This is a genomic window from Pseudomonas sp. A214 (assembly GCF_900156295.1).
GTDB classification, from domain to species: domain Bacteria; phylum Pseudomonadota; class Gammaproteobacteria; order Pseudomonadales; family Pseudomonadaceae; genus Aquipseudomonas; species Aquipseudomonas rhizophila.
Map to the genome: position 1 here is coordinate 1946982 of NZ_LT707062.1, position 23433 is coordinate 1970414.

General features: G+C 60.6%; 22 protein-coding genes. 13 read left to right on the forward strand and 9 right to left on the reverse strand.

What is annotated here, in order from left to right; genetic code table 11:
* Positions 1-98 precede the first annotated feature (98 nt).
* From BW979_RS08805 to BW979_RS08820, 4 genes are all read left to right on the forward strand, one after another.
* Positions 99-1427, forward strand: coding sequence for a CynX/NimT family MFS transporter (locus tag BW979_RS08805; RefSeq protein ID WP_076383631.1), 1329 nt, complete (start codon positions 99-101; stop codon positions 1425-1427).
* Positions 1428-1512: 85 nt separating this feature from the next.
* On the forward strand, positions 1513-1983 hold the full coding sequence (locus BW979_RS08810) for a nuclear transport factor 2 family protein (protein ID WP_047228866.1): 471 nt from the start codon (positions 1513-1515) through the stop codon (positions 1981-1983).
* A gap of 41 nt (positions 1984-2024) precedes the next feature.
* Positions 2025-2348, forward strand: coding sequence for a GIY-YIG nuclease family protein (locus BW979_RS08815; protein WP_076383632.1), 324 nt, complete (start codon positions 2025-2027; stop codon positions 2346-2348).
* Positions 2349-2427: 79 nt separating this feature from the next.
* Positions 2428-3360 (forward strand): glutathione S-transferase family protein, encoded by a 933-nt coding sequence (locus BW979_RS08820; protein WP_047228868.1) that lies wholly within the window; start codon positions 2428-2430, stop codon positions 3358-3360.
* 86 nt (positions 3361-3446) lie between these two features.
* Here the strand turns inward: BW979_RS08820 and BW979_RS08825 are convergent, their stop codons facing one another.
* The 3 genes from BW979_RS08825 to yejK form a co-directional block, all read right to left on the reverse strand.
* Positions 3447-3722 (reverse strand): hypothetical protein, encoded by a 276-nt coding sequence (locus BW979_RS08825; protein ID WP_047228869.1) that lies wholly within the window; start codon positions 3720-3722, stop codon positions 3447-3449.
* A gap of 309 nt (positions 3723-4031) precedes the next feature.
* On the reverse strand, positions 4032-4388 hold the full coding sequence (locus tag BW979_RS08830) for a glutaredoxin family protein (protein WP_047228870.1): 357 nt from the start codon (positions 4386-4388) through the stop codon (positions 4032-4034).
* On the reverse strand, positions 4388-5392 hold the full coding sequence (yejK, locus tag BW979_RS08835) for a nucleoid-associated protein YejK (protein ID WP_047228871.1): 1005 nt from the start codon (positions 5390-5392) through the stop codon (positions 4388-4390). The genes BW979_RS08830 and yejK overlap by 1 nt, the downstream gene beginning before the upstream one ends.
* Before the next feature lie 395 nt (positions 5393-5787).
* On the opposite strand from yejK, the gene BW979_RS08840 reads away from it, so the two are divergent.
* On the forward strand, positions 5788-6069 hold the full coding sequence (locus tag BW979_RS08840; protein ID WP_047228872.1) for an HU family DNA-binding protein: 282 nt from the start codon (positions 5788-5790) through the stop codon (positions 6067-6069).
* A gap of 113 nt (positions 6070-6182) precedes the next feature.
* Here the strand turns inward: BW979_RS08840 and rlmF are convergent, their stop codons facing one another.
* From rlmF to BW979_RS08870, 5 genes are all read right to left on the reverse strand, one after another.
* Positions 6183-7202, reverse strand: a complete 1020-nt coding sequence (rlmF, locus tag BW979_RS08845; RefSeq protein WP_076383633.1) for a 23S rRNA (adenine(1618)-N(6))-methyltransferase RlmF — start codon at positions 7200-7202, stop codon at positions 6183-6185.
* Positions 7203-7467: 265 nt separating this feature from the next.
* Positions 7468-10314, reverse strand: coding sequence for a valine--tRNA ligase (locus tag BW979_RS08855; RefSeq protein WP_076383635.1), 2847 nt, complete (start codon positions 10312-10314; stop codon positions 7468-7470).
* A gap of 224 nt (positions 10315-10538) precedes the next feature.
* A complete protein-coding gene (locus BW979_RS08860; RefSeq protein ID WP_047228875.1) occupies positions 10539-10904 on the reverse strand; it encodes a hypothetical protein in 366 nt (121 codons plus the stop codon).
* Positions 10905-10911: 7 nt separating this feature from the next.
* Positions 10912-11340 carry a DNA polymerase III subunit chi gene (locus BW979_RS08865; protein ID WP_047228876.1) on the reverse strand — a complete coding sequence of 143 codons (429 nt, stop codon included), beginning with the start codon at positions 11338-11340 and terminating at the stop codon, positions 10912-10914.
* Between the two features lie 60 nt (positions 11341-11400).
* Entirely contained in the window at positions 11401-12891 is a 1491-nt protein-coding gene (locus BW979_RS08870; protein ID WP_047228877.1) for a leucyl aminopeptidase, read from the reverse strand.
* Positions 12892-13350: 459 nt separating this feature from the next.
* On the opposite strand from BW979_RS08870, the gene lptF reads away from it, so the two are divergent.
* The 8 genes from lptF (at position 13351) to pdxJ (ending at position 21750) form a co-directional block, all read left to right on the forward strand.
* Complete coding sequence (lptF, locus tag BW979_RS08875) at positions 13351-14472, forward strand: LPS export ABC transporter permease LptF (protein WP_047228878.1); 1122 nt, start codon at positions 13351-13353, stop codon at positions 14470-14472.
* Positions 14465-15526 (forward strand): LPS export ABC transporter permease LptG, encoded by a 1062-nt coding sequence (lptG, locus tag BW979_RS08880; RefSeq protein ID WP_047228879.1) that lies wholly within the window; start codon positions 14465-14467, stop codon positions 15524-15526. Before lptF ends, lptG begins: the two co-directional genes overlap by 8 nt.
* A 139-nt stretch (positions 15527-15665) precedes the next feature.
* Entirely contained in the window at positions 15666-17465 is a 1800-nt protein-coding gene (gene lepA / locus BW979_RS08885; RefSeq protein ID WP_047228880.1) for a translation elongation factor 4, read from the forward strand.
* Between the two features lie 5 nt (positions 17466-17470).
* The gene (gene lepB, locus BW979_RS08890) at positions 17471-18325 is read left to right on the forward strand and encodes a signal peptidase I (protein WP_047228881.1); all 855 of its coding nucleotides are present in this window, start codon (positions 17471-17473) and stop codon (positions 18323-18325) included.
* Between the two features lie 184 nt (positions 18326-18509).
* On the forward strand, positions 18510-19199 hold the full coding sequence (gene rnc / locus BW979_RS08895) for a ribonuclease III (RefSeq protein ID WP_047228882.1): 690 nt from the start codon (positions 18510-18512) through the stop codon (positions 19197-19199).
* Complete coding sequence (gene era, locus BW979_RS08900) at positions 19192-20094, forward strand: GTPase Era (protein ID WP_047228883.1); 903 nt, start codon at positions 19192-19194, stop codon at positions 20092-20094. Before rnc ends, era begins: the two co-directional genes overlap by 8 nt.
* A gap of 171 nt (positions 20095-20265) precedes the next feature.
* Complete coding sequence (gene recO / locus BW979_RS08905) at positions 20266-20955, forward strand: DNA repair protein RecO (protein WP_076383636.1); 690 nt, start codon at positions 20266-20268, stop codon at positions 20953-20955.
* 9 nt (positions 20956-20964) lie between these two features.
* Complete coding sequence (pdxJ, locus tag BW979_RS08910) at positions 20965-21750, forward strand: pyridoxine 5'-phosphate synthase (RefSeq protein WP_218575751.1); 786 nt, start codon at positions 20965-20967, stop codon at positions 21748-21750.
* Between the two features lie 131 nt (positions 21751-21881).
* Here pdxJ and mltF read toward each other — a convergent pair whose 3' ends face one another.
* A complete protein-coding gene (mltF, locus tag BW979_RS08915; RefSeq protein ID WP_047228886.1) occupies positions 21882-23342 on the reverse strand; it encodes a membrane-bound lytic murein transglycosylase MltF in 1461 nt (486 codons plus the stop codon).
* Positions 23343-23433 lie beyond the last annotated feature (91 nt).

Sequence of the window (23433 nt, forward strand, 5' to 3'; positions counted from 1 at the left end):
CTCGTCCTCAACCGGTGTTCGATCTGCACATCGAATCCTCGACGCTGTCGAACAACAGGTTCGGCAATGGGCCAAGGCCCTCCGTCGACAGTTGATCAATGAACCCTGAACCAGAGCTTTCCATGTCCCGCGATACGCTTGACCGCATGACCCCGACGACGCCCAAACGCGCCGCAGAGCTTGAACATTTGCTGATCGACGCCGAAACCGACGATGAGCAGACCCAGCAGGCCCCTCCATTGCTGCGCAAACCCTGGCTGTTACTGCTCGGGTTGATCCTGGTGGCGCTGAACCTGCGTCCGGCGCTGTCGAGCATGGCCCCATTGCTTAGTGAAGTTTCAAAAAGCCTTGGTTTGTCGGCTGCCCAGGCCGGCTTGCTGACGACGCTGCCAGTGCTTTGCCTGGGCCTGTTCGCACCGCTGGCGCCGGTGCTGGCGCGGCGCTTTGGAGCTGAGCGGGTAGTGTTGGGAATCTTGCTGGCCCTGGCCGGTGGGATCATTTTGCGCAGTTCTTTCGGCCAGATCGGCCTGTTTGCTGGCAGCATCCTGGCCGGCGCGAGCATTGGTGTGATCGGTGTGCTGTTGCCGGGCATCGTCAAGCGTGACTTCGCCAAACACGCCGGCGCCATGACCGGCGTCTACACCATGGCGCTGTGCCTGGGGGCGGCGATGGCGGCCGGGGCCACCGTGCCGTTGAGCGAGCATCTGAATCACAGCTGGGCGATGGGCCTGGGTTTCTGGGTGGTGCCGGCGCTGCTGGCCGCCGTGTTCTGGCTGCCGCAAGTGGGCCAGAAACACGGTGCTCATCAGGTGGCATATCGGGTTCGCGGTTTGCTGCGTGACCCGTTGGCCTGGCAGGTGACGTTGTACATGGGGTTGCAGTCGTCCCTGGCCTACATCGTGTTCGGGTGGCTGCCGTCGATCCTCATTGGCCGTGGCCTGACGCCGACCCAGGCCGGGCTGGTGTTGTCCGGCTCGGTCATCGTGCAACTGATCAGTTCCCTGGCGGCGCCCTGGCTGGCGACCCGGGGCAAGGATCAACGCCTGGCCATTGTGATCGTCATGGTCATGACTCTGGGCGGGCTGTTTGGATGCCTCTATGCGCCCATTGAAGGTTTGTGGGGTTGGGCGATCCTGCTGGGGCTTGGGCAGGGAGCAACGTTCAGCCTGGCGCTGACGCTGATCGTGCTGCGCTCGCGGGACGCCCATGTGGCGGCGAATCTTTCCAGCATGGCCCAAGGGTTCGGCTACACATTGGCGTCCATGGGGCCGTTCGCGGTCGGGGTGGTCCACGACTGGACCGGCGGCTGGAGTGCTCTGGGTTGGATCTTCGGTGTGATTGGCCTGGGCGCGATCATCGCGGGCATCGGGGCCGGCCGGGCGCTATACGTTGGGGTCAGCAGCGAAAGAGTCAGTGATCTTCGCTGATGTTATTTTCATGGCGAATGACGATAGTGTTCCTCGCCAGAGCAGATTATCGTGCAGCTCTACTGAAGATTTTCGGAGCTTGTCCATGAGTGATGCCCACAACGCCTTGATCACCCGCTTCTACCAGGCCTTCCAGCGTCTGGATGCCGACGCCATGAGCGCCTGCTACACCGACGACGTGGTGTTCAGCGACCCGGCGTTCGGTGAACTGCGCGGGCGCGATGCCGGCGACATGTGGCGCATGCTCACCACTCGGGCCAAGGATTTTTCCCTGACCTTCGATAACGTGCGCAGTGATGAGCGTACCGGCGGTGCCCACTGGGTCGCGACTTACCTGTTCAGCCAGACCGGCAACACGGTGGTCAATGACATTCAGGCACGGTTCGTGTTTCGCGACGGCAAGATTTGCGAGCACCATGACAGTTTTGATCTATGGCGCTGGTCCCGCCAGGCATTGGGCACCAAGGGCCTGCTGCTGGGCTGGACGCCGCTGGTGCGCAATGCCGTCAGAGCCCAGGCCCTCAAGGGGCTACGGGCGTTTCAGGCCAGTCGCTGATAAGATTGCGGCTTGTTTTCTACACGTCTGCTGAACATCCTGTGACGACCGCCAACCCATCCTCCGACCTGCCAGGGCAAGCTGCAGCCGAACCGGGCAAGCCCTGGTTCGTCTACCTGGTGCGGGCCGCCAACGGTTCGCTGTACTGCGGCATCAGTGATGACCCGGTACGGCGTTTCGCCAAGCATCAAAGCGGCAAGGGCGCGCGTTTTTTTCTTTCCAGCCCGGCGGTGGCGTTGGTGTACACCGAAGCCTGTCGCGACAAGGGTGAAGCCCTGCGCCAGGAGCGACTGATCAAGAAACTCAAGAAAAGCGCCAAGGAGTGCCTGGTGGCGAGCGCATCGATGTTCCATCAACCGCGCTGATACGGCTTCATCAGAAGGGTAGGCTGTCGGACCCTGGCACGCTAAGCTGCGGAACTTCCTCCCTGCAGTGGCGAACCTCATGTCAGAACTGATTCTTCATCATTACCCGACGTCTCCCTTCGCCGAGAAAGCCCGTTTGTTACTGGGTTTCAAGGGCCTGTCCTGGCGTTCGGTGAACATACCGCCAATGATGCCCAAGCCTGACCTGACGGCACTGACGGGCGGCTATCGCAAGACCCCGGTATTGCAGATCGGCGCGGATATCTATTGCGACACGGCGCTGATCGCCCGTCGGTTGGAGCAGGAAAAAGCTTCGCCGGCGCTGTTTCCCGAAGGCCGGGAGATGATTGCAGCGTCTTTTGCCGCATGGGCCGATTCGGTGGTGTTTCAACATGCGGTAAGCCTGGTGTTTCAGCCGGAGTCGGTGGCGGTGCGTTTCGCTAAGTTGCCGCCTGAAGTCATCAAGACGTTTATCAGCGATCGGGCCGGGCTGTTCAGTGGCGGTACGACCAAGCATCTGTCTGCCGAACAGGCCAAGCACCAATGGCCCACGATCATGGCGCGTCTCGAGCAACAGTTGCAGCGCGAGGAGGGTGACTTTCTGTTGGGCGATCCATCGATTGCCGACTTCGCCATGGCTCACCCTCTGTGGTTTCTCAAAGGCACTGCGGTGACTTCGCCGCTGGTAGACACCTACCCGGCGATCTCGGCATGGTTGGCGCGAGTGCTGGGTTTTGGCCATGGCGCGTCGAACGCGATGAGTTCCGAAGAGGCTTTGGAAGTGGCTCGCAACGCTGCGCCGGCAGCGCTGCCGGATGAGTCATTCGAGGAACCGAACGGGTTCACGAAAGGGCAGCAGGTGACGATTGCCGCAACCGATTATGGCGTCGACCCGGTGGCCGGAGAGTTGTTGTTTGCCGGTCGTGAAGAGCTGATCCTGCGTCGCGAAGACGCGCTTGGCGGTGTGGTGCATGTGCACTTTCCACGGCTGGGTTTTCAATTATCAACCTGATAAGAAAGTCAGGCGCTCGATTAAAGTCGATCTGTCGCCCGGAGCAGGCAATTCCGGGCGTTTATTCCAGAAGCGATCACCCGATATTACAGCTCGCATAGAACCAGGTGTGGCGCATTGGGAGGAATAAGGCCTTGCAGGTCGAAGATCGTTGTGGCGCGGCGGATTGCATCGCTCGTGCTGCTCCCGTTGAAAACGGTGGTGGTCTGTATGACGGTTTGATTCGGTGGCAGGAAGAGTTGGCAGGTGTATTGCGCGGCAGAGGCGGAACCGGCGTAGATCGCAATGAAAGACAACACCAGGGCGCGGTGGGTGTTTTTTATAACGCGGTTTCGGGCTGGGTAGTGCTGTATCGAGTTCATTTTATATGCTCCGTCTGTTCAGGCGTTCTCGCAAGAGGTTCGGCTCAGCGACGGCTTCGGCTGAGGGGGCATATAAAAAATGAACGCTATTTCAGGCATTGATACTGTAGGAGTCGACAGTCCCGACTAATGGGCGCTTACCGTCTACCCAGGGCTGGCGCTCTGACTGGACCACCGCCATCGCGAGCAAGCTCGCTCCCACACTGGATTTGCAGTGGTAACAGGCTTGGCGTCCGCCACGAATCCCTGTGGGAGCGAGCCTGCTCGCGATGAGGCCATCCGATCCAGCATCATCGCTAGCGGACAAACCTATTTCGCGGACAGTGCCTCAAGGATGTTCTGCGGCTCAAAACCACGAATCAGCGTGCCATTTACATCCAGAATCGGGATCCCGCGCCCGCCCAGCGCCTCATAGGCCTTGCGCGCCTGAGCGTCTTTCTCGATATCGAACTCGCGATAGGGCACGCCTTTTTCATCCAGGAACCGCCGGGTCGCCTTGCAGTAACCGCACCAGTCGGTGGCGTACAGCACGACCCGGGCATCGGCCCGGATCTGTTCTGGCAGCATCTGCGAGGGATTGAATACCCGCTCGATCTTGCCCCAGTTCTGGTACGCCACAACCACCAGCAAAATCAGCAGAAACTTCTTCAGGGCCTTTGCGAGCATCAGTTACGGCGCTTGAGCTGATCGGTCAGCGACGTGGGCAGGCCCTTGATGATCAGCGTGCCGGCTTCTTCGTCATATTCGATCTTGGAGCCCAGCAGGTGGGCTTCAAAGCTGATGGACAAGCCTTCGGCGCGGCCGGTGAAGCGGCGGAACTGGTTGAGGGTGCGTTTATCCGCCGGGATTTCCGGCGACAACCCGTAGTCCTTGTTGCGAATGTGGTCGTAGAAGGCTTTTGGGCGATCTTCGTCGATCAGTTCGGACAATTCTTCCAGGCCCATCGGCTCGCCGAGCTTGGCCTGGCTGCTGGCGTAATCCACCAGGGTCTTGGTTTTCTCCCGGGCGTCGTCTTCGGGCAGGTCTTCGCTTTCGACGAAATCACTGAAGGCCTTGAGCAGGGTGCGGGTCTCGCCGGGGCCGTCGACGCCTTCCTGGCAGCCGATGAAGTCGCGGAAATATTCCGAGACCTTCTTGCCGTTCTTGCCCTTGATGAACGAGATGTACTGCTTGGACTGTTTGTTGTTCTGCCATTCCGACACATTGATCCGCGCTGCCAGGTGCAGTTGGCCCAGATCAAGGTGACGGGACGGGGTCACGTCCAGTTCGTCGGTGACCGCCACGCCTTCGCTGTGGTGCAGCAGGGCGATCGCCAGGTAATCGGTCATGCCCTGTTGATAATGGGCAAACAGCACGTGGCCGCCCACCGAGAGGTTGGACTCTTCCATCAGCTTTTGCAGGTGCTCCACCGCTACGCGACTGAATGCGGTGAAGTCCTTGCCGCCGTCGAGATACTCCTTCAGCCAGCCGCTGAACGGGTGCGCCCCGGACTCGGCATGGAAGAAGCCCCAGGCCTTGCCTTGTTTGGCGTTGTAGCTCTCGTTGAGGTCGGCGAGCATGTTCTCGATGGCCGTGGACTCGCTCAACTCGGAGTCACGGGCATGGAGCACGGCGGGCGTGCCGTCGGGTTTTTTGTCGATCAGGTGGACGATGCAATGACGGATCGGCATGGATTTCTCGGCTGATGAAAGAGAGGAGGGCGCGCTCCCCCAAAAAGGCCCAGTGTACCGCAATCACTGGTTTTGGAACCCTGCAAAGCCCCTTTCAGACCCGTCCGACACGCCATATGCATTTTTTTACCGTTTTCGCGCAAGAAAGCTGACCAAATGGGTAGCTAGAGGCGGATATTTCACAGGCGTTGTGCTAGTTTTGCCCGGTCTTACGCGAAGTCACTGCGTTAAGCGTGCATTCAGCATTTGTCAGGTCGAACCAAACCCGGTTTTCGGCATCTATTACCCCGATCCGTCGTGGTGATTACCGAGGGTGTCTGATCCTCTGAGATCGGGCTCGATGGCTGACACTGCACTCTGCAATCCATATGAATTTGATAGGGAAGGAACACTACATGGCTCTTACTAAAGACCAACTGATCGCTGACATCGCTGAAGCTATCGACGCGCCTAAAACCACCGCGCGTAACGCTTTGGACCAACTGGGTCAGATCGTTGCCGATCAGCTGGAAAATGGCGGCGAAATCACCTTGCCAGGCATCGGCAAGCTGAAAGTCACCGAGCGTCCTGCCCGCACCGGCCGCAACCCTTCGACTGGCGCAGCCATCGAAATCGCTGCCAAGAAAGTTGTTAAGTTCGTTCCAGCCAAAGCGCTGACCGACGGCATCAACAAGTAAGATCGCGTTTAAAAGAAAACCGTGCTGCGGAGTGATCCGGGCACGGTTTTTTATTGCCTTGGAAAAAGTGGTCTGTGGTCAGGGCATTTGTGGCAGCAAGGCCATGCTCCCACTCAGCCCTTGCGAACCCAACGCGACTGGCGCCACGCCTGCTGCTGTGCCTCGGTCTGGAAGGTCCAGGCCACAAAGCGGCTCTGCTTCTGCCCCTGGGACATTTCCACCACCTGGCTGTGCAGCGCCCCGGCCTTTTTCAAGGCGGTTTGAATCGCCGGTAGATTCGACGCCTTTGACACCAGCGTGCTGAACCACAGCACCTGGCTGGCCACCTGTGCGCTCTCGCCGATCAGTTGCGTCACAAACCGGGCCTCTCCGCCCTCGCACCACAACTCCGCCGCCTGACCGCCAAAATTCAGCACCGGTAGCTTGCGCTTCGGGTCGGCCTTGCCCAGCGCACGCCATTTGCGCTGGCTGCCCTTGGTGGCTTCCTCCAGGGAGGCGTGGAAGGGTGGGTTGCACATTGTCAGGTCGAACCGCTCGGCCTCTTCCAGCAAACCCAACAGGATCTGCTTGCGGTTGGCTTGCTGGCGCAGTTGGATGGCTTTGTTCAGCCCGTTGGACTGGACAATGGCTTTGGCCGAGGCAATGGCCGTCGGATCGATTTCCGAACCGAGGAAATGCCAGCGGTAATCGCTGTAGCCGATCAGCGGGTACACGCAGTTGGCCCCCGTGCCGATGTCCAGCACCTTCACCGCCGCCCCGCGTGGAATCGTTCCTTCGTTGTGGCTGGCCAGTAAATCAGCGAGGAAATGCACGTAGTCCGCGCGTCCTGGCACCGGAGGGCACAGGTAGTCGGCCGGAATGTCCCAATGGGCGATGTCGTAGAAGGACTTGAGCAGCGCCCGGTTGAACACCCTTACGGCTTCCGGGCTGGCGAAGTCGATGCTTTCCTTGCCATAGGGGTTGATGATCACGAACTTCGCCAATTCGGGCGTGGACTTGATCAATGCCGGGAAGTCGTAGTGACCCTGGTGGCGATTGCGTGGGTGCAGGCTGGCTTTCTCCCGCGGCACTTTGGCCTCGATGGCGGGTTTGGGCTTGGAGCGTGCTGGCTTGGGCGTGCGAGGGGCGGTCATGTGCGGGTCGATTCGGGGAGGGTTCAAAAAAGTGGCGGGTATTGTCCCACATCCTGCCTCTGCGAACCCAACTGCAACGATCGGCGCGATCTACTGTGGGAGCGAGCCTGCTCGCGATAGCGGTGGGTCAGCTTGCACCAATGTTGGATGTACCGCCGTCATCGCGAGCAGGCTCGCTCCCACAGGGGGTAAGCGTGTTCACTAGAAAGTACCAGGCATAAAAAAGGAGGTCCATCAGGACCTCCTTCTTCATTGCAAATCCCCGTTACAGGCTGGAGATCCGCGCATGTTGCTCGGCCAGCTTGCCCAAGGCCTGTTCAGCCTCGGCCAGTTTGGCGCGTTCCTTCTCGATGACTTCAGCCGGCGCCTTGTCAACGAAACCGGCGTTGGACAGTTTGCCGCCGACACGCTGGACTTCGCCCTTCAAACGCAGGATTTCCTTATCCAGGCGCGCCAGTTCGGCAGCCTTGTCGAGCAGGCCGGCCATCGGCACCAGCACTTCCATCTCGCCAACCAAGGCGGTGGCGGACAGCGGCGCTTCTTCGCCAGCGGCCAGGACGGTCACCGATTCGAGCTTGGCCAGTTTCTTGAGCAGTGCTTCGTTCTCGTGGAGGCGGCGCAGGTCTTCGGCGCTGGCATTGTTCAGGAACAGGTTCAGCGGTTTGCCCGGGCCGATGTTCATTTCGGCGCGGATGTTACGCAGGCCCAGCATGAAGGTCTTGAGCCATTCAATGTCGTCTTCGGCGGCCGGGTCGATGCGGGTTTCGTTGGCCACCGGCCACGGTTGCAGCATGATCGTCTTGCCTTGGGCGCCCGCCAGCGGAGCGACACGCTGCCAGATTTCCTCGGTGATGAACGGCATGAACGGATGCGCCAGGCGCAGGGCGACTTCCAGCACGCGCACCAGGGTGCGGCGGGTGCCGCGCTGGCGTTCGACCGGGGCGTTTTCGTCCCACAGCACTGGTTTGGACAGCTCCAGGTACCAGTCGCAATACTGGTTCCAGATGAACTCGTACAACGCTTGTGCCGCCAGGTCGAAACGGAACTGATCGAGCTGGCGGGTCACTTCGGCTTCGGTGCGTTGCAGCTGGGAAATAATCCAGCGATCAGCCAGGGTCAGCTCAAAGGCTTCGCCGTTCTGGCCGCAGTCTTCGCCCTTGTCCAGCACGTAGCGCGCGGCGTTCCAGATCTTGTTGCAGAAGTTGCGATAACCCTCGACGCGGCCCATGTCGAACTTGATGTCACGACCGGTGGACGCCAGCGAGCAGAAGGTGAAGCGCAGGGCGTCGGTGCCGTAGCTGGCGATGCCGTCGGCGAATTCTTCGCGGGTGGCCTTCTCGATCTTCTTCGCCAGTTTTGGCTGCATCAGGCCCGAAGTGCGTTTCTGCACCAGGGTTTCCAGATCGATGCCGTCGATGATGTCCAGCGGGTCCAGGACGTTGCCCTTGGACTTGGACATCTTCTGGCCCTGACCATCGCGCACCAGGCCGTGCACGTAGACGGTCTTGAACGGGACTTGTGGCGTGCCGTCTTCGTTTTTCACCAGGTGCATGGTCAGCATGATCATCCGGGCGACCCAGAAGAAAATGATGTCGAAGCCGGTGACCAGTACGTCGGTGGAGTGGAATTTCTTCAGGAACTCGGTCTGCTGTGGCCAGCCCAGGGTGGAGAAGGTCCACAGGCCGGAGCTGAACCAGGTATCGAGTACGTCGTTGTCCTGTTGCAGAGCTACGTCAGGACCGAGGTTGTGCTTGGCGCGGACTTCGGCTTCATCGCGGCCGACGTAGACCTTGCCTGACTCGTCGTACCAGGCCGGGATGCGGTGGCCCCACCACAGTTGGCGGCTGATGCACCAGTCCTGGATGTCACGCATCCACGAGAAGTACATGTTTTCGTATTGCTTGGGCACGAACTGGATGCGGCCATCTTCTACCGCAGCGATCGCAGGCTCGGCCAGCGGTTTGGTGGATACGTACCACTGATCGGTCAGCCACGGCTCGATAATGGTGCCGGAGCGGTCGCCTTTCGGCACTTTCAGGCCGTGATCATCGACGCTGACCAGCAGGCCGGCTGCGTCGAATGCCGCGACGATCTGCTTGCGCGCTTCAAAGCGGTCCAGGCCGGCGTATTCGGCCGGGATCTGGCCGTCGACGCTTTCGTTCAGCGTGCCGTCGAGGTTGAACACCTGGGCCGCCGGCAACACGTTGGCGTTCTTGTCGAAGATGTTCAGCAGCGGCAGGTTGTGGCGCTTGCCGACTTCGTAGTCGTTGAAATCGTGGGCCGGGGTGATTTTCACGCAGCCGGTGCCGAATTCGGGGTCGCAGTAATCGTCGCCGATGATCGGAATGCGCCGGCCAACCAGGGGCAGCTCGACGAACTTGCCAATCAGGGCTTGGTAGCGCTCATCGTTCGGGTTCACCGCAACGGCGGAGTCACCCAGCATGGTTTCCGGGCGCGTGGTGGCGACGATCAGGTAATCCTTGCCTTCGGCGGTCTTGGCGCCGTCGGCCAGCGGGTACTTCAGGTTCCACAGGAAGCCTTTCTCGTCGTGGTTCTCCACTTCGAGGTCGGAAATGGCCGTGTGCAACTTGGTGTCCCAGTTGACCAGGCGCTTGCCGCGATAGATCAGCCCGTCTTCATGCAGGCGCACGAAGGCTTCCTTCACCGCTTCCGAAAGACCGTCATCCATGGTGAAGCGTTCGCGGCTCCAGTCCACGGACGAGCCCAGGCGACGGATCTGGCGGCTGATGTTGCCACCGGACTCGTCTTTCCATTCCCAGACTTTCTCGAGGAATTTCTCGCGTCCCAGGTCATGGCGGTTCTGGCCCTCGGCTTCGAGGCGACGTTCCACCAGCATCTGCGTGGCGATGCCAGCGTGGTCGGTGCCCGGCTGCCAAAGGGTGTTGCGGCCTTGCATACGGCGGAAACGGATCAGGGCATCCATGATCGCGTTGTTGAAACCGTGGCCCATGTGCAGGCTGCCGGTGACGTTCGGCGGCGGGATCATGATGGTGTAGGAATCGCCCGCGCCTTGCGGAGCGAAATAATTCTCGGACTCCCAGGTGTTGTACCAGGAAGTTTCAATGGCGTGCGGCTGGTAGGTCTTATCCATGCGCGGCGGGACCCTATTGGCATTTATTCAGGAAAAGCCGGGAAGTATAGCGGGCGGGGGAGATGCAAGCCACACGCAGCAAGCGAGAAGCCGGACACGGTTGAACCCTGTGGGAGCGAGCCTGCTCGCGATGAGGCCAGCAGATTCAACATCAATGGGGACTGACAGTCCGTTATCGCGAGCAGGCTCGCTCCCGCAGGATGTTCACAATGAGGCAGAGGGCGTTATTCGTACTGACTCAGCAATCGCTCCATCCGCGCATCCAGCCGGCGCTTGATCTCGGTCTCGATGTGCGGAGCGAAGTCGTCGATGACGTCTTGCATGATCAATTGCGCGGCGGCGCGCAGTTCGCTTTCCAGGTGCAACAGCGCATCGGGGCCTTTGGCCTCGGCCTTGGGCGCCGGCTTGGGTTCGGGCTGGCCGTTGATCGGCTCGAACAGCAGTGGAATCTGCTCGTCATGCTCGGGCTCGTGCTCCACCGTATCGGTCAACAGCGGTGGTTGCAGGTTGTCGTCGCCGAGCAGTTGGCGGATCGACTCGAGGTCGTCCAGCAGGTGCGTGGGCTTTTGTGGCGGTTTTGGAGTGTCCATCGTGGGCTCAGAGTCGCTGTAAACGGTGGTCTTGCAGAGGATAGCCCTGTTCGCGGTAGAAACGGAAACTCTCCCGCGCGGCTTGCCGGATGCCCGGGTCTTCCACCACCACTTCCGCCACACGGGCGAAGCGCTGGGCAAAAGGCGGCACTTTCAGGTCAAGGTTGACCAGCAAGTCCTGGTGCTGACCGCAGTCATCTCCCAGCCCGAGCACGATCAATCCTTCGGGTTCGTTTTCGGCCGGGCCATGGGGTACGAAGCTCTCGCCCTTGAAGGCCCACAGACGTGCATCGAGGTCATCGCGCTGGGCGGCATCGCTGCAATGCAGGTAGATGCGGTGGCCCATGCGCCAGGCCTTTTCGGTGAGCTTGCAGGCGAAATCCAGCCGCGCCGACGGATCGGCGCTGGGCAGAATGTAGAAATCGACTTTGGTCATTGCAGTTCCTGAGCCGCCATTGGCGCCGCCCGAAGGCGACGCCAACGCCGGTCATCGGTGTCAGGCCTTGGCGCGGTCCAGCAGGTATTGGGTCAGCAGGGGAACCGGCCGGCCGGTGGCGCCCTTGTCCTTGCCGCCGCTGGTCCAGGCTGTGCCGGCGATATCCAGGTGCGCCCAGTTCAGGTTCTTGGTGAAGCGCGAGAGGAAGCACGCCGCGGTGATCGTCCCGGCTTTCGGGCCGCCGATGTTGGCGATGTCGGCGAACGGGCTGTCCAGCTGCTCCTGGTATTCGTCGAACAGCGGCAATTGCCAGGCGCGGTCGTCGGCTTGCTGGCCGGCGCTGAGCAGTTGGCCGATCAGCTCGTCGTTGTTGCCCAGCAGGCCCGAGGTGTGGGCGCCGAGGGCGACGACGCAGGCGCCGGTCAGGGTGGCGATGTCGATCACCGCTTGCGGCTTGAAGCGTTCGGAGTAGGTGAGGGCGTCACACAGCACCAGGCGGCCTTCGGCGTCGGTGTTGAGGATTTCCACGGTCTGGCCGCTCATGGTGGTGACGATGTCGCCTGGACGCGAGGCGTTACCGCTGGGCATGTTCTCGGCGCAGGCCAGGATGCACACCAGGTTGATCGGCAGTTGCAGTTCGAGCACGGCGCGCAGGGTGCCGAACACGCTCGCGGCGCCGCCCATGTCGTACTTCATTTCATCCATGCCGGCGCCCGGCTTGAGGCTGATGCCGCCGGTGTCGAAGGTGATGCCCTTGCCGACCAGTGCGTACGGCTTCTCGGACTTCTTGCCACCGTTGTATTGCATGACGATCAGGCGTGGCGGCTGGGCGCTTCCCTGGCCGACGGAGTAGAACGAGCCCATGCCCAGGTCTTTGATTTTCTTTTCGTCGAAGACTTCGACTTTCAGGCCCTTGAATTCCTTGCCCAACGCCTTGGCCTGTTCACCCATGAACGTCGGGTGGCAGATGTTCGGTGGCAGATTGCCCAGGTCGCGGGTGAAGGCCATGCCGTTGGCGATCGCGGTGGCGTGGGTCACGGCACGCTGAACTTCAGCCTGGGCAGCCTTGATGGTCAGCAGGGTGATTTTTTTCAGGGCGCGGGGTTCGGCTTTCTGGCTCTTGAACTGGTCGAACTGGTATTCGCCGTCCACCAGGGTTTCAGCCAGTAGGCGGTTTTTGCCGTAGCTGTCGCGACCCTTGACCACCAACTCGTCCAGCGCCAGGACGGCATCAGCGCCACCCAGACCCTTGAGGGTGCCCAACACGCCGGCGATGATTTTACGGAACGGACGGTCGCCCAGTTCGGCGTCCTTGCCCACGCCCACCAGCAGCACGCGCTCGGCCTTGAGGTTGGGCAGGTTGTGCAGCAACAGGCTCTGGCCGACTTTGCCAGCCAGGTCGCCGCGCTTGAGCACAGCGCTGATGGCACCGCCGCTCAGGCTGTCGAGTTGGGTGGCGACGACGCCGAGCTGGCGGTTTTCACCGACGGCAACCACCAGCGTGGCGGTTTTCAACGTTTCTGGGCTGACGCTTTTTACAACCAGTTCCATGTCCGGATCCCTGAATGAATGGTCAAGATGCCAGGCGCCGACACAATGGCGCGCTGAGCGAGCTTCTTCTATATAAGAGAAGCGCCGGTGCTTGCCGGCGACAAAGGCCGCAGTTTGAACCCCGGCGCCAGGGCCTGACAACCCCACCGACAGCGCTAAATTGTGGCTTTAAGCACCGGGTTAAAGCGTGCGAAGTGACAGGCGCCCCCAATCACAGGATAATGCGGCTCTTTTTTCGGCGGCGCGCTGTGGCGGGCCGGCTCGATACATTTGCTTGTTTGGCCGCCTTAGGGTTTGTATGAAAAGTCGCCGAGCGGCGATCAGGCAAGGCGAAAACAGGCGAGGAAGCGGAGTTGACTGGTTGTCAATGAGCATTCCGAGCCTGTTTTCAACGCAGCATGATCGTCGCGCAGGCACTTTTCGTACAAATCCTAGCCTGACAGCCCTGGAGTGTCTGGTGTGATCGTCTTCCGTTATCTATCCCGCGAAGTCCTGCTGACCCTGAGCGCAGTCAGCGCCGTGCTGCTGGTCATCATCATGAGCGGGCGCTTCATCAAATACCTCGCCCAAGCGGCCTCCGGTGCCCTGGATCCAGGCTCGCTGTTCCTGATCATGGGCTTTCGCCTGCCGGGCTTTTTGCAACTGATCCTGCCGCTGGGGTTGTTCCTGGGCATTCTGCTGGCCTACGGCCGGTTGTACCTGGACAGCGAAATGACCGTGCTGTCGGCAACCGGCATGAGCCAGCAACGCCTGTTTCGCATGACCCTCTTCCCGGCCACTCTGGTGGCGCTGGTTGTGGCCTGGCTGAGTCTTAGCCTGGCGCCCCAGGGAGCCAACCAGTTCCAGATGCTGATCAATCAGCAAGACGCCCTGACCGAGTTCGACACCTTGGTGCCCGGGCGCTTCCAGGCCCTGCGCGACGGGACTCGCGTCACCTATACCGAAGAACTCTCGGAAGACCGGGTCGACCTGGGCGGCGTCTTCATTACGCAAAAGAACGTGTCTTCCGACACCAAGAAGGACCGCGGCATTTCGGTGCTGGTGGCTGAGAAGGGGCGTCAGGAAATCAACCCCGACGGCAACCGCTACCTGATCCTGGAAAACGGCTACCGCTACGACGGCAAGCCGGGGCAGGCCGATTACCGGGCCATCAAGTACGACACCTATGGCGTATTGCTGCCCAAGCCCGAGGTCAGCGACGAAGTCACCGACCGCGATGCCATGCCCACCTCCAGCTTGCTGGGCAACAACGACATTCGGGCGCGCACTGAATTGCAATGGCGCCTTTCGCTGCCGCTGCTGGTATTCATCGTGACCCTCATGGCGGTCCCGCTGGCGCGAGTCAATCCGCGCCAGGGCCGTTTCCTCAAGCTGCTACCGGCGATTCTTCTGTATATGGCTTACCTGACCATCCTGATTTCCGCCCGTAGCGCGCTGGAGAAAGGCAAGATCCCGCCCGCGCTGGGCCTTTGGTGGGTGCATTCGATCTTCCTGGCGATTGGCCTCGGGTTGCTCTACTGGGAACCACTGCGCCTGAAGCTGGCCAGTCGTCGCAGCGCGCTGGAGGTGGCCCGTGGTTAAACTCGATCGGTACATCGGCAGCAGTGTGTTCATGGCGATTCTCGCGGTGCTGGGGATCATTCTTGGCCTGGCGACCCTGTTCGCCTTCATCGATGAAATGGGTGATGTCAGCGACACCTATACCTTGATGGACGTGTTGAGCTACGTATTGCTGACCGCCCCGCGGCGGCTCTACGACATGCTGCCGATGGCGGCGCTGATCGGTTGCCTGATCGGGCTGGGCAGCCTGGCGAGCAACAGCGAGCTGACCATCATGCGCGCCGCCGGTGTTTCCGTTGGTCGGATCGTCTGGGCCGTGATGAAACCGATGCTGGTGCTGATGCTGGTGGGTTTGCTGGTCGGCGAATACGTTGCCCCGGCCACCGAAAACACTGCCCAGGCCAACCGTTCCCTGGCCCAGGGTGGCGGCGACGCACAAAGCGCCAAGCATGGCCTGTGGCACCGCCAGGGTGACGAGTTCATCCACATCAACTCGGTCCAGCCCAACGGTGTCCTGTACGGCGTGACCCGCTACCGCTTCGACGACCAGCGGCACATGCTGTCGTCGAGCTTCGCCAAGCGCGCCAAGTTTGTTGAAGATCACTGGCAGCTCAATGATGTCACCACCACGTTGTTCCATGACAAGCGCACCGAAGTGGTCGCTGCGCCGCAAGAGCGTTGGGACGTGGCGCTGAGCCCGCAGTTGCTCAGCACTGTGGTGATGGCGCCGGACTCCCTGTCGATTACCGGTTTGTGGGGGTATATCCACTATCTGGCGGATCAGGGCTTGAACAACGGTCGCTACTGGCTGGCTTTTTGGGTCAAGGTGTTGCAGCCGCTGGTCACCGCAGCCTTGGTGCTGATGGCGATTTCCTTCATCTTCGGCCCGCTGCGTTCGGTGACCCTCGGTCAGCGTGTGTTTACCGGCGTACTGGTGGGTTTCACCTTCCGTATTGCCCAGGATTTGCTGGGGCCGTCGAGCCTGGTATTCGGTTTCTCGCCGCTGTTTGCGGTGCTGGTACCGGCCGCCGTCTGCGCCTTGGCCGGGCTCTGGCTGTTGCGCCGGGCCGGTTGATCAGCGCACCGATGGCGAGGGGGCTGCGGGGGCAAGGCTGTGTGGGAGCAAAGCTTGCTCCCACTTGCGCGGTGTATCAGGTACAATTCCCGGCTATTTTTCGGCGGGCCATGCCTGCAGCCTTTTTGAGTGTTGATCCGTGAGTGATTTGAGTCATATCCGCAATTTCTCCATCATCGCCCACATTGACCATGGTAAGTCGACGCTGGCTGATCGCTTCATCCAGATGTGCGGCGGCCTGGCCGAGCGTGAAATGGAGGCCCAGGTCCTGGATTCCATGGATCTGGAGCGTGAGCGCGGGATCACCATCAAGGCCCACAGCGTTACGCTCTACTACAAGGCCCGCGACGGCATTACCTATCAGCTGAACTTCATCGATACCCCGGGCCACGTCGACTTCACCTATGAAGTCAGCCGGTCGCTGGCGGCCTGTGAAGGTGCATTGCTGGTGGTCGATGCCGGCCAGGGCGTCGAGGCGCAATCGGTTGCCAACTGCTACACGGCCATCGAGCAGGGCCTGGAAGTCATGCCGGTGCTGAACAAGATCGACCTGCCCCAGGCCGATCCGGACCGCGTGAAGGAAGAAATCGAGAAAATCATCGGCATCGATGCCACCGACGCGGTCACTTGCAGCGCCAAGACCGGCCTGGGCGTGGACGAAGTGCTCGAGCGCCTGGTGACCACCATTCCTGCGCCGACCGGCAATATCGAAGATCCGCTGCAAGCGTTGATCATCGATTCCTGGTTCGACAACTACCTGGGCGTCGTCTCCCTGGTTCGCGTGCGCCACGGCCGCGTCAAGAAGGGTGACAAGATCCTGGTCAAATCCACCGGCAAGATCCACCTGGTGGACAGCGTCGGTGTCTTCAACCCGAAACACACCGCCACCGTTGATCTGAAGGCCGGTGAAGTGGGTTTCATCATCGCCGGCATCAAGGACATTCACGGTGCACCGGTCGGTGACACCCTGACCTTGAGCTCCACCCCCGACGTCGATGTGCTGCCCGGCTTCAAGCGTATCCAGCCTCAGGTCTACGCCGGCCTGTTCCCAGTCAGCTCCGACGACTTCGAGGATTTCCGCGAAGCCCTGCAAAAGCTGACCCTGAACGACTCGTCCCTGCAATACACCCCGGAAAGCTCCGACGCCCTGGGCTTTGGCTTCCGTTGCGGATTCCTGGGCATGCTGCACATGGAGATCATCCAGGAGCGCCTGGAGCGCGAGTACGACCTGGACCTGATCACCACGGCGCCGACGGTAATTTTCGAGCTGCTGCTCAAGAACGGCGAAACCATCTACGTCGACAACCCGTCCAAGTTGCCGGATCTGTCGGCCATCGAGGATATGCGCGAGCCGATCGTGCGGGCCAACATCCTTGTGCCGCAGGAGCATCTGGGCAACGTCATTACCCTGTGCATCGAAAAGCGTGGCGTGCAGCACGACATGCTGTTCCTCGGTACCCAGGTCCAGGTGACCTACGACCTGCCGATGAACGAAGTGGTGCTGGACTTCTTCGATCGCCTGAAATCCACCAGTCGCGGCTATGCTTCGCTGGACTATCATTTCGATCGTTACCAATCGGCTAATCTGGTGAAGCTGGATGTGCTGATCAACGGTGAGAAAGTCGATGCCCTGGCATTGATCGTGCACCGTGACAACGCGCACTACAAAGGTCGTGCATTGACCGAGAAGATGAAGGAACTGATTCCGCGGCAGATGTTCGATGTGGCAATCCAGGCCGCCATTGGTGGGCAGATTGTGGCGCGTACAACCGTCAAGGCGCTCAGAAAGAACGTATTGGCCAAATGCTATGGCGGCGACGTCAGCCGTAAGCGCAAGCTGTTGGAAAAGCAGAAGGCCGGTAAAAAACGCATGAAGCAGGTTGGTAACGTGGAAATTCCACAGGAAGCCTTCCTTGCGGTGCTCAGGTTGGATAGTTAGGTCCTATGTCGCTAAATTTCCCGCTGTTGCTGGTTATCGCCGTGTTCGTCTGCGGCCTGTTGGCGTTGCTTGATCTGTTGTTCCTGGCGCCGCGGCGCCGGGCTGCCATCGCCTCCTATCAGGGCAGCGTCAGCCAGCCTGATGGGGTGGTGGTCGAAAAACTCAACAAGGAACCGCTGCTGGTCGAATACGGCAAGTCGTTCTTTCCGGTGTTGTTCATCGTACTGGTGCTGCGCTCGTTCCTGGTGGAACCGTTCCAGATCCCGTCCGGCTCAATGAAGCCGACCCTGGATGTGGGCGATTTCATCCTGGTGAACAAGTTCTCCTACGGGATCCGCCTGCCGGTGATCGACAAGAAGGTCATCGAAATCGGTGACCCGCAACGCGGCGATGTCATGGTGTTCCGTTTTCCTAGCGATCCGAACGTCAACTACATCAAGCGTGTGGTCGGCTTGCCGGGAGACAAGATTCGCTACAGCGCCGACAAGCGCCTGTTCGTCAACGGCGAACTGGTGGCCGAACGGTTGATCGGCTCCGAGCCGGGCACACTGGGCAGCGCCGAGCTCTACCAGGAAAAGCTCGGCGAGGCCGAACACCTTATCCGCAAGGAAATGAGCCGTTACCGCGCCGCACCGGACCATTCGTGGACCGTGCCGGCCGGGCACTATTTCATGATGGGCGACAACCGCGACAACTCCAACGACAGCCGGTACTGGGATGATCCGAACATTCCCAAGGACATGCTGGGCATGGTCCCCGACCGTAATATCGTCGGCAAGGCCTTTGCGGTCTGGATGAGCTGGCCGGAACCCAAACTCAGTCACCTGCCGAATTTCTCGCGGGTTGGCCTGATCAAGTAATCACACACGGCGCTGTTGAACACAGCGCCGAATGCATTTCTGGAGCCTGCACAAGGCTGCCCGAAGGCATGAAGCCAACGATAGTCAGGACGTCATTTTTGAACACAGCGTTAATTGTCCCAAGCCAACGGCGCTTCGCGGCCGTGGTGGTGGAATCCAGCCACGAACTCAGCGTGGGTAAACCGTGAGCGTTTCTCTAAGCCGTCTCGAGCGTCAGCTCGGCTACACTTTCAAGGATCAGGAGCTGATGCTTCTGGCTCTCACTCACCGCAGTTTTGCCGGGCGCAACAACGAACGCCTGGAATTTCTGGGTGATGCCATCCTCAACTTCGTGGCTGGCGAGGCATTGTTCGAACGCTTCCCGCTGGCTCGGGAAGGCCAGTTGTCGCGTTTGCGCGCGCGCCTGGTCAAAGGTGAGACCCTGGCCGTGCTGGCCCGCGGTTTCGACCTGGGTGAGTACCTGCGCCTGGGCTCCGGTGAATTGAAGAGCGGCGGTTTCCGTCGTGAGTCGATTCTGGCCGATGCCCTGGAAGCGCTGATTGGCGCGATCTATCTGGACGCCGGCATGGAAATGGCGCGCGAGCGCGTGCTGGCCTGGCTGACCTCCGAGATCGACAGCCTGACGCTGGTGGACACCAACAAGGACCCGAAAACCCGTTTGCAGGAATTCCTGCAATCGCGCAGTTGCGAGTTGCCGCGTTACGAAGTGGTGGATATCCAGGGCGAGCCGCATTGCCGAACCTTCTTCGTCGAATGCGAAGTGGTCTTATTGAATGAAAAAAGCCGGGGTCAGGGTGTGAGTCGTCGTATTGCCGAACAGGTAGCGGCCGCCGCAGCACTGATTGCCCTGGGCGTGGAGAATGGCAATGACTGATACAACCGTCACCCGCTGCGGCTATGTCGCCATTGTCGGCCGGCCGAACGTGGGCAAGTCCACGCTGCTCAATCACATCCTGGGCCAGAAGCTGGCGATCACTTCGCGCAAGCCCCAGACCACCCGCCACAACATGCTGGGTATCAAGACCGAAGGCGCCGTACAGGCGATCTACGTTGATACCCCCGGCATGCACAAAGGTGGCGAAAAAGCGCTGAACCGCTACATGAACAAGACTGCTTCGGCGGCGCTGAAAGACGTCGATGTGGTGATCTTCGTGGTTGATCGCACCAAGTGGACCGAAGAAGACCAGATGGTTCTCGAACGCGTCCAGTACGTGACAGGTCCCTTGATCGTGGCGCTGAACAAGACCGACCGCATCGAAGACAAGGCCGAATTGATGCCGCACCTGAGCTGGTTGCAGGAGCAACTGCCCAACGCCCAGATCATGCCCATCTCGGCCCAGCACGGCCACAATCTCGATGCGCTGGAGCGGGTGATCGCCGAGCACCTGCCGGAAAACGATCACTTCTTCCCCGAAGACCAGATCACCGACCGCAGCAGCCGCTTCCTGGCCGCCGAACTGGTGCGCGAGAAAATCATGCGCCAATTGGGCGCAGAGCTGCCGTACCAGATCACCGTGGAAATCGAAGAGTTCAAGCAGCAGGGCAAGACCCTGCACATCCATGCGCTGATCCTCGTCGAACGCGACGGCCAGAAAAAAATCATCATTGGCGACAAGGGCGAGCGTATCAAGCGCATCGGCACCGAAGCGCGCAAGGACATGGAGCTGTTGTTCGACTCCAAGATCATGCTCAACCTGTGGGTCAAGGTGAAGGGTGGTTGGTCCGATGATGAGCGGGCGCTGCGGTCGTTGGGTTACGGCGACCTGTAAAGCTCTTCCTGAGTGCATGAATTTCCATTGTGGGAGCGAGCCTGCTCGCGATAGCGGTCTGTCAGTCAACATTCCTGTTGAATATCAGTCCCTCATCGCGAGCAGGCTCGCTCCCACAGTGGTTTGTGGTTGTCAGTAATACTGCGTTTACTCATTGAGAGCTGCGATCCCATGCCGCCAACCCAACCCACCGCCCAACCCGCCTACGTTCTGCATTCGCGCGCCTACCGCGAAAGCAGCGCCTTGGTGGACTTTCTTACGCCCCAGGGGCGACTGCGGGCGGTGTTGCGGGGCGCGCGTGGCAAGGCCGGAACGCTGGCGCGGCCGTTCGTGCCGCTGGAAGTGGAATTCCGGGGGCGGGGCGAGTTGAAGAACGTCGGGCGCATGGAAAGCAACGGTGTTGCGGCCTGGCTTAACGGCGAGGCGTTGTTCAGCGGCCTTTATCTCAACGAGCTGCTGATCCGCCTGCTGCCCGCCGAAGACCCCCATCCCGCAGTGTTCGATCACTATGCCGCCACACTGTTGGCCCTGGCCGAGGGTCGCCCTCTGGAACCGCTGTTGCGTTCCTTCGAATGGCGGCTACTGGACGATCTGGGCTACGGTTTTGCCCTGAACACCGACCTGCATGGCGAGCCCATCGCAGCGGACGGTTTGTATCGGCTGCAGGTGGATGCCGGCCTGGAACAGGTCTACCTGCTGCAACCCGGGTTGTTCAATGGCACCGAACTTCTGGCCATGGCCGAGGCCGACTGGAGTGCGCCGGGCGCGCTCTCGGCGGCCAAGCGTCTGATGCGCCAGGCCCTGGCGGTTCATTTGGGCGGTCGGCCGCTGGTCAGTCGCGAGCTGTTTCGCAAGCCTTGATCAACCCGTATGCTGTGGGCCGAATCTCTGTCCATCTCAGGAGCGCTTTTCGTGAGCACCAGCAATCGCATTCTTCTCGGCGTGAACATCGACCATGTCGCCACCCTGCGCCAAGCCCGTGGTACCCGCTACCCGGACCCGGTCAAGGCCGCGCTGGATGCTGAAGAGGCAGGCGCCGACGGCATCACCGTGCACCTGCGTGAAGACCGCCGTCACATCCAGGAGCGCGACGTACTGCTGCTCAAGGACGTGTTGCAAACGCGCATGAATTTCGAAATGGGCGTGACCGAAGAAATGATGGTGTTTGCCGAACGCATCCGCCCCGCGCACATTTGCCTGGTGCCCGAGACGCGTCAGGAGCTGACCACCGAAGGCGGCCTGGACGTAGCGGGGCAGGAAGCACGGATCAGGGCGGCGGTGGAGCGTTTGTCGAAGATCGGCGCAGAGGTGTCGCTGTTCATCGACGCCGACGAGCGGCAGATCGAAGCCTCCAGGCGCGTCGGTGCCCCGGCCATCGAACTGCACACTGGCCGTTATGCCGATGCGCAAACGCCCACCGAGGTGGCTGAAGAGCTGCAGCGGGTAGCCGACGGCGTCGCCTTCGGTCTGGCCCAGGGCCTGATTGTGAATGCTGGCCATGGCTTGCATTACCACAACGTCGAGGCCGTCGCGGCCATCAAGGGCATCAATGAACTGAACATTGGCCATGCGCTGGTGGCCCATGCATTGTTTGTCGGGTTCAAGTCGGCGGTGGCTGAAATGAAAGCGCTGATCCTGGCAGCCGCCAAAGTTTGATGCATACGCAGGGCCCATGTGGGAGCGAGCCTGCTCGCGATAGCGGTCTGACATTCACCATTGATGTCGACTGACACACCGCTATCGCGAGCAGGCTCGCTCCCACAAGGGGGCCTCAGTGTATTGGGGATTCAGAGCGGCGGGGTTTCTGGATTTGGCTTGCTCTTGTCGACGCCCGGCACGTGCAGGTTGCCCTCGGCCACCTGGTCGCCTTCGAGCTGCGGCTGTGTGACCCAGGTCAGGATGTCGTAGTAGCGGCGGATGTTTGCCACGAAATGCACCGGTTCACCGCCCCGGGCGTAGCCGTAGCGGGTTTTGCTGTACCACTTCTTCTGGGAAAGGCGCGGCAGGATCTTCTTCACATCCAGCCACTTGTTCGGATTCAACCCTTCCTTGGCCGCCAGTTTGCGAGCGTCATCCAGGTGACCGCCACCCACGTTGTAGGCGGCGAGGGCGAACCAGGTGCGGTCCGGCTCCTCGATGCTCTCGTCCAGTTGTTCTTTTATGTAGGCCAGGTACTTGGCGCCACCCATGATGCTCTGCTTGGGGTCCAGGCGATTGGACACACCCATGGCCTGGGCGGTGTTCTGGGTCAGCATCATCAGGCCGCGCACACCGGTCTTGGACGTGACTGTCGGCTGCCACAGTGATTCCTGGTAGCCGATGGCCGCCAGCAGGCGCCAGTCGACTTTTTCCGCCTTGGCGTAGTTCTTGAAATGCTTCTCGTACTTGGGCAGACGCTGCTGCAAATGCTGGGCGAAGGTGTAGGCGCCGACATAACCCAGGACATCAACGTGCCCGTAGTAGCGATCCTTCAGGCGTTGCAGGGTGCCATTCTTCTGCACTTTGTCCAGGTAGGCGTTGATTTCGTTGAGCAGGCTGTTGTCTTCGCCAGGGGCCACGGCCCAGCTCTGGTTGCTGGCATCGCCCAGGTCGAAAGCGACCCGCACGTTGGGGAAGTACACCTGGTTCATTGCCACTTCGTTGGAATCCACCAGCGTCAGGTCGATCTGGCCTTCATCCACCATGCGCAGCAGGTCGACGACTTCTACCGCGTCGGACTCTTCGTATTCGATGCCGGGATATTTCTGTTTCAACTGCGCCAATTGTTCGGCGTGGGTGCTGCCCTTGAGCACCATGATCTTCTTGCCCGCCAGGGCGGCCGGGTCGGTGGGGCGTGATTGGCCGTTGCGGTAGATGATTTGTGGGGTGACTTCGAGGTAGGAGTGGGAAAATCGCACCTGACTCTTGCGTTTTTCGCTGCTGACCAGGCCGGCGGCAGCCAGTACCGGGCCGTTGGGCTTGCCCAGTTGGGTGAAAAGGTCATCGAGGTTGTCGGCGGTCTCGATTTTCAGCTCCACCCCCAAATCGTCGGCGAAACGCTTCACCAGCTCGTATTCGAAGCCGGTTTCACCATTGCGATCCTGGAAGTAGGTGGCGGGGCTGTTTCGGGTAACCACCCGCAGCACGCCATCCTCCTTCACGCGCTCCAGTGTGTTGGGTTTCTCAACACAACCACTGAGCACCAGGAAGAGTCCGGTTGCGATCAGCCACTTGGCGTACCGCGGACGCAAAGCCGTTGGGGAAAACATCTGCGCAGTATACGCAAACGGCCCCGACCGCCATATCTCGACAGCAGAAGGCCAGTCTGCTAGCGGTTGCAAAACGTGTCCGCAACACAGG